Here is a 10391-nt window from a genome sequence, read left to right on the forward strand (position 1 = left end):
GGGTGATTTATTAATTAATAATCTCTTTCCTGAGTAATACCGGCAAGAACCCAATTTCTATTGCCGATCTTTCTGGTAAAGGTCCAGTACTCGAGGAATTTTACAGGGTCAGTAGAATTGCCCGATATCACCTGGTTGTTTGTTTCATCTGTTGTATAATCAAGCAGGCTGGCAAGGAATTTTACCGTAATATATTCTTCACCCTGATCCTGTGCGGCGTCAACAATTTCTACCTGACGGACTGCGATATTTTCAAGACGGTTAAACTGCTTGTTTGCAATATAGGCGTTTACATCGTTTTGGAATGTATTGAGCATTTGTGGGGCAAGGAGATCACGAACCACGCTCATATCGCGTTTAGTCCATGCACCTTGAATTTTAAAAAATATGTCTTCCACAAGCTCTTTGAACATGTTTTCATCAAATGACGGGTCCATATCTTTTATATAACGAAGACCCTGTGATATAAGATCTCCCTGCATTGCCGGTTCATATGTTTGTTCAGGTGCAGGTTCGTTGTAGCTATATGACGGCGAAGAGGCATATCCGGCGCCTGCCGTACTCATCAGCATTTCTTGCTTCCGTGCCCGGTAGCGTTTAACTACAAAATAGATTATGCCAACGATAATCAAAAGAATAATAATATCGCCGAAGCCGAATCCGCCACCACCTCCGCCACCCCATCCGCCTGCTCCACCGGCAGAGGCGCGGCCGCCGAATAACATACTCCCTACCATACCTCCAAGAAGACCGCCGCCGATACCATAGAGCAGGCTTCTTCCAAAAGAAGGAGCGGGTTGCTGCACCGGCGGTCTTTGAGGCATAGCTTGCTGCTGGCGCTGCTGATATGTCCCGCCCGACTGGGAAGGTGTACTTCTTTGATAAGATCCGCCTGAGCTGAATCCCCTGCTGCCCGATGATCTTCCTCCGCCTGCCCTGGCAAAGGCAAATGATTCCATGCCTATAAAAAACAGAAAGCATAGCGTTGTACATATTACGAGAAGCTTAAATCTGTTCTTTCCTGTTTTTTTCATAATCAGTCCTCCTGATGAATAGTGTAAACACCTATAGCATTAAGCAGCTACAAGGAGTTTATAATATCATATCATGTTAAGGGATGTCAAAGACAGCATCAGGACAAGAGAATATTGTGCTTGATTTTAATACATAAGGTATATTAGAAGAATACTGAACAATAAAATTCGTAATAAGAGGAGAATAATAGTTATGCCAAGCGTCGGAGTAGTAGGAGTTCAATGGGGCGATGAAGGTAAGGGCAAAATTATAGATATGCTCAGTAGCTTTGCCGACGTTATAGTAAGGTTCCAGGGTGGAGCAAACGCCGGACATACCATAGTAGCAGGAGGCAAGAAAGTAATACTCCATCTTGTTCCTTCCGGAATATTGCATGAGGGAAAGTACTGTATAATCGGTAATGGTGTTGTTCTGGATCCTGAAGTTCTGGAAAAAGAGATAAGCGAACTTAAATCTATCGGTTTTATAAAAGATGATAAGAAACTTATGGTGAGTGGCCTGGCGCATCTTATAATGCCGTACCATAAGAAACTGGATATACTTAAAGAATCTAAAATTAAAAACAAGATTGGAACAACAGGCAGGGGCATTGGCCCTGCCTATGAGGATAAAGTCAGCAGGATTGGCATCAGGGTGATTGACCTGCTCGATAAAAAAGTTTTTTCGGAAAAAGTAAAACAAAATCTCGAAATTAAAAATTTTTTAATAAAAAGGTATTATAAGGATGAAGTTTTTAAGACAAGAGAGATTGTAAAGAATTATGATCGATATCGCAAAATGCTTAAAAAATACTCCACTGATACGGTAAGTTTTCTTCACAAGTGCATAGAAAAAGACAAAAAAATACTGTTTGAAGGTGCTCAAGGAACATATCTTGATATAGATCATGGTACATATCCTTATGTCACATCATCAAATACCATTTCAGGAAACATTGCTCCAGGAACAGGAGTGCCGCCTACATGCATCAGTTCTATAATCGGTATATGCAAGGCATATACGACGAGGGTAGGCGAAGGCCCCTTTCCGACTGAATTGTCGGATGAAACAGGAGACAGACTAAGGGAAGTTGGTGGTGAATATGGGGCAACAACAGGAAGACCGAGAAGGTGCGGATGGTTCGATGCTGTGATTGCCAGGAGAGCGATTAAACTTAATGGGATTAGCGGTCTCAGCATAACCAAGCTTGATGTCCTTGATGGATTTGAAAAGATAAAGATATGTACGAGATACAAGATTGGGGAAATATTTTACGATGAACCCCCAATGGGCGTTAATGCTTATTATGAATGTAAACCTGTTTACGAAGAGATGGATGGGTGGGAAACCCCGTTAAAAGGGATTAAAAAGTATGGAGATTTACCGTCAAATGCAAAAAGCTATTTAAAGAGATTGGAAGAGCTTGTTCATTCTAAGATCGATATTATTTCAACCGGTCCGGAAAGGGAAAATACAATAGTGCTTAAAAATCCTTTTATACAAAACCTGTAATATGCATATCTTTCTGGGTATATGTACCTCGTTTTGAATAGTCCTTGCGTGGTTTCTGAAAGTCCTTGTGTAGTTTTTAATAAGTATGGTATAAAAATTTACCCGGAGAGATGTCCGAGAGGCTGAAGGAGCACGACTGGAAATCGTGTGTACGTGCTAAAACGCGTGCCCAGGGTTCAAATCCCTGTCTCTCCGCCATTAAATAAGCATAGTGACAGTTTTCGATGTAGAAAGAGCAGTAGAAAAATTCGCCAGGCCCTGCGCAACGTGGAGGTTATTAACCCCGTCAGATTCGGAAGAAAGCAGCGGCAGTAACTAATCCGTGTGCCGCAGGTAGCCTGGTTTTTTAAATGCAGAATTAAGAATGAAATACCTGAAATTCAAAATGGAAATCATAATGCTCTTATTGAATACGTATCTTAAGCCTTTATCTCAAGTTCCCCATTCCACTTTCTACATTCTACATTCTACATTCTACATTCTACATTCTAAATTCTCCTTTCTCCTTTCCCTATTCTCTATTCTAAATTCTACATTCTACGTTCTAAATTCTAAATTCCCCTTTCTCCTTTTTCCTTATTCCTACCGGGGTGCATTCTGATGGACTACACTGTTATTGCGCGAAGGTGGAGACCCAAGAGACTTGAAGATGTAATAGGTCAGCCCCACATTGTTACAACCATAAAGAATTCGATAAAGTTCAACAGGATTGCTCATGCTTATCTTTTTACCGGACCGAGAGGTGTAGGCAAGACTTCGATGGCCAGAATTATCGCAAAAGCTGTTAATTGTATTGATGGGCCCAAAGAAGAGCCGTGCGGTGTTTGCGAGAACTGCCTCTCGATTGATAATGGAAGTTTTGTAGATGTAATAGAGATAGATGCCGCATCAACAAGGGGCATAGACGATATAAGGGAATTGACTGAGACTGTCAGATATATGCCTATGAAGGGTAAGTACAAACTGTATATCCTTGATGAAGCTCATATGTTGACGCCGCAAGCAAGAGATGCCTTTTTAAAGACCCTTGAAGAGCCTCCTGGCAACAATATTTTTATCCTTGCTACGACAGAACCCCAGAAGATCCCTTATACCATCATGTCGAGATGCCAGAGGTTTGACTTTAGAAGGATTTCCGAGAAGGATATCATAGAACAGATGAAGAAGGTATGCCAGGCAGAAGGTGTAGAATATGATGAAGGCGCATTCCGGTACATAGCGACAGAGGCTGATGGAAGCATGAGGGATGCCGAATCTATTCTGGACCAGATTATTGCATACAGCGGAAAGCGTATAACCGAAAGGGATGTGATAAATATTATCGGTGTAATAGAAAAGGATACGCTGTACGATATTGTAAAATCTATTATAGACCAGGATATGAAGCTCGGACTGGAAACAATTGAGAGGGTTCTGGATGAAGGCTATGATGTCTATCATCTGTACGGAGGGCTTATTTCATTTTTCAGAAACATTATGATAATGAAAGTATATGATGCTATGCCGCCCTTTATTCATATGGGCGAGGATGAATATGATAAAATCACCCTTATGCTCAAAGATATTGAATACTATGAGATACAGAATATGCTGAGTTACCTGCTAAAGTCAGAAGATTTAATAAAGGGCTTTTTCCCCAGGATTTCGCTCGAAGTGCTTTATATCAATCTTTATAATCTTTCAAAACTGAGAGACGTTGAGAAGATTCTGGACAATCTGGGCAGCTACGAACAACACGAACATACAGAACAGACAAAAGAGCATAAAACAGAACATAAAATAGAGCATAAGAAAGAGCATAAAACAGACCAAACAGGCCATACAGAACAACTAACAGATTATAAAACAGAGCATGAATTTGAAGAACACGGGTATAAAGAAGAACCTGCCTATGAAACTCAACCACAGGGAGATATGCAGAGTTTTGTTGAATACCTGAGGAAGAAAAAACCCTTTATCGGCAGTATCCTTGAAAATCTTGACCTCAAAATAGAAGATGGAAGCATTATAATATCACTTGATAAAAAATATGCTTTTGTAAAAAATGACATGAATTTGAAAGAAGAAATAAAACAACACTTAAAGATATTTTTCGGCAAAGATATGGGTCTTGTTTTCAGAGTTTCAGGAGAGAAAAAGCATTCGCTTGAAGATTATGTAAAAGAAGCAGAATCATTATTTAAGACCTGAAGGAGGCTAATAAACTACACCGCCGCAAGCGGACGGGGTGATTTTTGTAATGCCGGACTTGATCCGGCATCCGGTTTAGCTTTCTGGATTCAGTGTCATGCACGGAATGACAACGCGCAGTAAGCTGCAGGGAGTTTACCCGCTGAAATTAAAGAGGAGGATATATGTCGAAAAACTTTGGACAATTGTTAAGTCAGGCAAAAAAGATTCAGGATAAGCTCCAGAAAGTCCAGGCGGAGATGGGGAGCAGAACTGTTGAAGCCCAATCCGGTGGCGGGATGGTCTCATGTGTGGTTAACGGGAAGCAGGAGATAATTTCCTTGAAGATTTCAGATGAGATTTGGGAAGAGAAGGACAAGGAACTCCTTGAAGATCTTGTTGTTGCTTCCTTGAATGAGGGTTTAAACAAATCAAGAGAAATGATGCAGGAAGAAATGGAAAAGGTCACCGGTTTTGGCGGCGGCCAGATGCCTTTTGGGATGTAAATGTTTTATCCCGAACCTATTGAGAGGCTTATAGAAAATCTTTCCAGGCTGCCCGGGATCGGCAAAAAGACGGCAACGAGGCTATCTTTTTTTCTGTTAAACTCAAAGGAAAGTTATATATCCGAACTCTCTAAAAGCCTTCTGGATGTAAAGAGCAAGATAAAATTATGTAGTGTATGCTTCAATATTACGGATGTTGACCCATGTCCTATATGCTGCGACGAAAGAAGGGACAGATGTACCGTATGTGTAGTGGAAGAGGCATCCCACATGATGGTTATAGAGTCGTCAAACCCCGGTCATTACCGGTATCATATCCTTCACGGCGTAATTAATCCGATTGAAGGGATAGGCCCCGATGAGGTGAGGATCAAGGAACTGAAAGAAAGGATTATCAGGGAAGGAATTACGGAAGTAATCATAGCAACAAACCCGAACATGGAAGGGAATACGACAGCCCATTATATCGGTGAGATTCTGAAATCACTGGATATAAAAATTACAAGGATAGCATCAGGCATACCCATAGGCGGCGATATAGTATACATTGACCCGCTTACCATCAAAAGTTCGATAGATAATAGAAAGAACCTGTAGAAAAATGTTGAATGTTGAATTATGGATGTTGAATTATAAGTGACTGTATCCTTAGACCCAACACCCAAAATTCATCACTTCTAATCACTTTTTAATGCTTTCCCAGTCTTTTAAGAATTTTTCAAGTCCGATATCCGTCAAGGGATGACTGATTAGCTGTTTCATAACATTAAAGGGAATTGTTGCGATATCTGCGCCGATAAGCGCTGCATCGAGTACGTGAACAGGATTTCTAATGCTTGCAACAATAATCTCTGTCTCGAATCCGTAATTTGAAAATATTGCCGCTGTCTCTTCGATTATGCCCATACCCCTTGAAGATATATCATCAAGTCTCCCGATGAAGGGACTTACGTAGCTTGCCCCGGCTTTTGCTGCGATAAGTGCCTGAAGAGGCTGAAATATCAGTGTTACATTAGTTTTAATACCTTCCTGTGAAAGCATTCTCACTGCTTTAATGCCTTCTTCTGTCATTGGTATCTTAATGACGGCATTTGACCCTAATGAAGCTAATTTCCTTGCCTCCTCACACATGCCCCTTGAATCAGTTGCTATTACTTCGAGGCTCACAGGCCCGTCAACAAGAGATAGAATTTCCTTGATGACAGCTTCCGGCGCCTTTTTCTCTTTTGACAGGAGTGATGGATTGGTGGTAACCCCGTCAACAAGACCCATTTCAATGCCTTTTTTAATCTCCTCAATATTTGCGGTGTCAATAAAGAACTTCATCCCATTACCTCCATTATTTTCAAATCCTTTTTCAATTTTACCCGTGAAATATATACAATTTTATCAATAAATATGAAAGATTATTTAATTTTAATGGACATGTCATATTAGTTATCTTATTAAATTTATTTACATAAATATGATTTATTCGTATAATGGGATTACTCAATCAATTTTTTTAAAGGGGCGGAATTAACAGTTGATGTTGTCCTCCATGTTCCAAATTATAATAGAACATGTCGCATACTTTCTATCCTCCAGCCTTTCAGGTGAAACTTTTTTCATATTTATCAGTCTCATCATTGGTGCTATTGCATATCTGCGAACAGATAAAAAAGTTGGTGCCGAGCAGGATGCAGAATATGTGAGGCAGGTAAAACATGGAGACAAAGACGCTTATGTTTATTTGTTTAATAAGTACAGTGATGACGTTTACCGTTACTGCTACTATTTCTTATCGATGCGGAAAGAGCCTGAAGAAGATGCGAAGGATGCGATGAGGGAGGCATTCATGAAATGTCTTGAACATATAAACAATTTAAGAGAAGACGGCTTATTCTTCTCATATCTTAAAAGGACTGCCTACACAACATGTATGGATATGTTGGGAGATAAACAGGCCTTTGATGAACAGTTTACCGGAGCAGATGCTTCAAGAGAGATTGAAATGCCCGACGATGCCTTTCAGGAAGGCATAAAAACTATTGAGAGGGACACCCCGGAGAAAAAGGCGATGACCAATGAAATTCAAAACGATGTGAAAAAGGCAGTCAATTTACTGCCGGAGAATTATAGACAGGCAGTTATCCTTGTTCATCTAATGGAATACAGTTATGACGAGGCGGCTGCAATGATGGGCACTAAGAAAAGTAATATCAAGACCTGGGTGCACAGGGGGATAGGAAAACTTGCCGATATCTTAAAAGACTACAGGGAGTCTGTCTCATGAAGGATAAACATCTTGAGGACAACCTTTACGATTATATAACCGGGCGTATGTCCCAAAAGGATACTGTTATGGCCGGGGAGCACCTCAAGGGGTGTGAAAAATGTCGTAAAGAACTGCAAACAATGCAAGAGACCGTTGCACTCCTTGATAAATATGAACCGCCACCCCTTTCTATGGAATTTAAGAAAAAGGTAATACAGGAAATCCACGCATCCCCTTTCCCTCGAAAACCCTTTTTCCAGAGGATAAAAGAATGGTTTCAAATCCCCTATTTCAGGTGGTCTATCGAAGGTCTCGCAGTAGCGGCAGCAGTTGTATTGACCCTTACTGTTTACAGGGGACTAACCCCTCCGGTCACATTGGAAGGAAAGCCGGAAATTAGAGGTGCTTTCGAAGTTGAACTGGAGGAAGTGAAAACCCCTATAATTGTCGGGACAAAAGACATGGATAAAGCCCTTTCAGAGCTTAAAGAACTGATTCAAGCAAACAACGGCAAGCTCATACGAAAAAGAAAGATCAATCAGGACATGGAAATAACAACAAATATTCCTAAAGAAAGCGAGGAGAAATTCATACAGGGCCTTTCGCAATCAGGGAAGGTAGAGATAAAAGGCAAGGAATATAAAGATAGCCAAGGTAATATTGTCGTACGTCTGAAACTTTTTTGAAATAAAACAGTCCTTATTATTATGTTCCGAATATGGAGGGGTTATATGAAACTCAAATTATTCGCTGCAATGTCTTTCAGTAAAAAAATGGCTTGCCAGGCATGGGTATCCCTCTGCAAAGCTTACGATTACCGGATACGGGAAAAAGAAGCCTTTAGCAGACAACGGTACTGAAGAAGGGAAAAGGCTCAACAGGAGGGTGGAGATAAGGACAACAGAATAGATCCACAGATTACACAGATTAGCACAGCAAGCCCAGGGAGGCGGATATGAATAAGGTGCTGAATTCATTTATTGGTTTTATAGTATTGGCGGGTTTCCTATGTATTGCTAATGTCTGTCTTGGCGTAACCCTCATTACGCCTGAAGAAGCTGCACGGCCAGACAAACCTGTTGTAACTTCAAGAGGAATAGACATACTGCAATCCGGGGATGACGGACCAGTGGTCAGGATACTTGCCCCCAAACAGTATGAGACCCTCCAAACCCCTGTTGGCATGGAAGTTGTTTTTGAGGCGACTCCTGATAAGACCATAGATTACGAAACCTTGACGATTAAGTACCTTAAGCTTATATCAATTGATATCACTGACAGACTTAAACCTTTTTTAAAAAATAACAGGCTCCTTGCCACCGGTGTCTGTGTACCGCAAGGCAAACACCGCCTCCAATTATCAATAGCCTATGTCTCAGGAGAAAAAACAACAATGGACATCGTTCTAAAGGTGGACAGGTAATGCATATACATAGCTTATGGGCAACAAGAGAGCAGATAAGATGTGATAGTTTGATTGTACCAACTAATGGAAGCTGCAGTAATGATCGTTCATTGGAGAACTTGCGGAGAAGGGGGCATCGTGAAAGATAATACCAATGAATTTGTGTCAAAAATCCTTGCTATTGCTCTTGTAACAGGCGCTTTGGCCGGATGTGCAGATGGGGTAATAAGAGTGTCTTATAAAGCTGTCACTCTGTCCGCGCAAGGCTATTATGATAAGGCGCTGCCCCTTGCACAAGAATCTCTTGCAATTCGCGAGCAAACCCTCGGCCCTGATCATCCCGATACCGCAAAATCCCTCAACAACCTGGCAGAAATCTACCGATCAATCGGCCGCTATACGGAAGCAGAACCCCTCTATAAGCGGTCACTGGCAATCAGCGAGAAAGCCCTTGGTCCCTATCATCCTGATACTGCCGGTTCCCTCAACAACCTGGCATTCATCTACAACTCGACCGGCCGCTACGCAGAAGCAGAAACCTTCTATAAGCGCGCGCTTGCTATCTGCGAGAAAATTCTCGGCCCCGATCATCCCGATACCGCCCGATCCCTCACCAATCTGGCCGGGCTTTACCTCGATTCAGGAAGGTTCGACGAGGGATATGTAATATTCAAGAAACAGAATAGTCCATATGGCCTCGGCAAATACTATCTCCTCAAAAAGGACTACTCCAGTGCGCAAAGGGAATTTGCCCGCTCTCTTTCCTATACAAGGAAGATGGGGCAGCCCCATTTCCTCATCGCTGACCACACCGGCCTTGGCCTTTCCTATGAAGGCATGGGCGATTATGTCAAGGCAAAGGAACGCTTCCGTGAAGCCATAAACCTCACCGAATCCCAATGGAAGACCCTTGCCCCCGAGGTAAAGAAAGACTTCCTCACTGCACAGACAGGTGCAGGATTTACCCGTATGGACGCCTACGAAGGTCTTATCCGTGTCCTTGTCAAAGAAAAAAGTCAGGGCTATGGCAAGGAATCTTTCGTTGTCGCAGAGAAGGTGAAAGGAAGGCTCTTCTTAGAGATGCTTGCTACCCGCGAGGCAAAAGGAAAGACCAGGGAGGATGAGACGGTTCTTAAGAAAGACATGGAATATCAATGGGAGTTGATGAGGCTGCACAAACAGCTTGAAGCGGAGACAGAAGCAGATCAGATTTCCGAGGAAACAAGAAATGCTCTCTCCGCAAAAGAAAAAGAATACTCCACCTTCATCGAAGAAGTGAAACTGAAAGGTGGAGAACTTGCCTCCCTCATCACCGCTGACCCCATAGGTATTCCGGCTCTCCAGTCCCTCCTTGACCCCTCAACGACTCTTCTCGAATACTTTACGGGTAAAGAGGCTACCTATGCCTGGCTTGTCACGAAGAATGATATTAAAGTCTACGAGATACCAATAACAGAGAAAGACCTGAAAGAGAAGGTGGATACCCTCCTTTTACCCAACATATCCAACAAATCCCGGCGACCCATGC

At 42.0% G+C, this 10391-nt stretch carries 11 protein-coding genes, 1 tRNA gene and 1 other RNA gene; 11 read left to right on the plus strand and 2 right to left on the minus strand.

The window, feature by feature from the left end:
- Positions 1 to 14: 14 nt before the first annotated feature.
- Positions 15 to 1034 carry a Tim44 domain-containing protein gene (locus tag NT178_16245; protein MCX5814073.1) on the minus strand — a complete coding sequence of 340 codons (1020 nt, stop codon included), beginning with the start codon at positions 1032 to 1034 and terminating at the stop codon, positions 15 to 17.
- Between the two features lie 193 nt (positions 1035 to 1227).
- On the opposite strand from NT178_16245, the gene NT178_16250 reads away from it, so the two are divergent.
- The 6 genes from NT178_16250 to recR all read left to right on the plus strand — a co-directional run bounded on the left by NT178_16250 (position 1228) and on the right by recR (position 5798).
- On the plus strand, positions 1228 to 2526 hold the full coding sequence (locus tag NT178_16250; protein ID MCX5814074.1) for an adenylosuccinate synthase: 1299 nt from the start codon (positions 1228 to 1230) through the stop codon (positions 2524 to 2526).
- 104 nt (positions 2527 to 2630) lie between these two features.
- Positions 2631 to 2724 (plus strand) — tRNA-Ser (locus NT178_16255).
- A 51-nt stretch (positions 2725 to 2775) separates the two neighbouring features.
- An RNA gene (gene ffs / locus NT178_16260) (signal recognition particle sRNA small type) lies at positions 2776 to 2873 on the plus strand.
- 253 nt (positions 2874 to 3126) lie between these two features.
- On the plus strand, positions 3127 to 4716 hold the full coding sequence (gene dnaX, locus NT178_16265; protein ID MCX5814075.1) for a DNA polymerase III subunit gamma/tau: 1590 nt from the start codon (positions 3127 to 3129) through the stop codon (positions 4714 to 4716).
- A 164-nt stretch (positions 4717 to 4880) separates the two neighbouring features.
- Complete coding sequence (locus NT178_16270) at positions 4881 to 5201, plus strand: YbaB/EbfC family nucleoid-associated protein (protein ID MCX5814076.1); 321 nt, start codon at positions 4881 to 4883, stop codon at positions 5199 to 5201.
- Complete coding sequence (gene recR, locus NT178_16275) at positions 5202 to 5798, plus strand: recombination mediator RecR (protein ID MCX5814077.1); 597 nt, start codon at positions 5202 to 5204, stop codon at positions 5796 to 5798.
- An 84-nt stretch (positions 5799 to 5882) separates the two neighbouring features.
- Here recR and fsa read toward each other — a convergent pair whose 3' ends face one another.
- Complete coding sequence (gene fsa, locus NT178_16280; GenBank protein ID MCX5814078.1) at positions 5883 to 6527, minus strand: fructose-6-phosphate aldolase; 645 nt, start codon at positions 6525 to 6527, stop codon at positions 5883 to 5885.
- Positions 6528 to 6741: 214 nt separating this feature from the next.
- On the opposite strand from fsa, the gene NT178_16285 reads away from it, so the two are divergent.
- The 5 genes from NT178_16285 to NT178_16305 all read left to right on the plus strand — a co-directional run.
- Complete coding sequence (locus tag NT178_16285) at positions 6742 to 7476, plus strand: sigma-70 family RNA polymerase sigma factor (protein MCX5814079.1); 735 nt, start codon at positions 6742 to 6744, stop codon at positions 7474 to 7476.
- Entirely contained in the window at positions 7473 to 8144 is a 672-nt protein-coding gene (locus tag NT178_16290) for a hypothetical protein (protein ID MCX5814080.1), read from the plus strand. Before NT178_16285 ends, NT178_16290 begins: the two co-directional genes overlap by 4 nt.
- Before the next feature lie 45 nt (positions 8145 to 8189).
- Positions 8190 to 8318 (plus strand): hypothetical protein, encoded by a 129-nt coding sequence (locus NT178_16295; GenBank protein ID MCX5814081.1) that lies wholly within the window; start codon positions 8190 to 8192, stop codon positions 8316 to 8318.
- 95 nt (positions 8319 to 8413) lie between these two features.
- Positions 8414 to 8881 (plus strand): hypothetical protein, encoded by a 468-nt coding sequence (locus NT178_16300; GenBank protein MCX5814082.1) that lies wholly within the window; start codon positions 8414 to 8416, stop codon positions 8879 to 8881.
- A gap of 120 nt (positions 8882 to 9001) precedes the next feature.
- Positions 9002 to 10391 (plus strand): tetratricopeptide repeat-containing protein (locus tag NT178_16305; GenBank protein MCX5814083.1); only part of this gene is annotated, 1390 nt, incomplete at its 3' end.

The sequence above is a fragment of the Pseudomonadota bacterium genome (genome assembly GCA_026388255.1).
In the GTDB taxonomy this organism is placed as follows: Bacteria; Desulfobacterota; Syntrophorhabdia; order Syntrophorhabdales; family Syntrophorhabdaceae; genus JAPLKB01.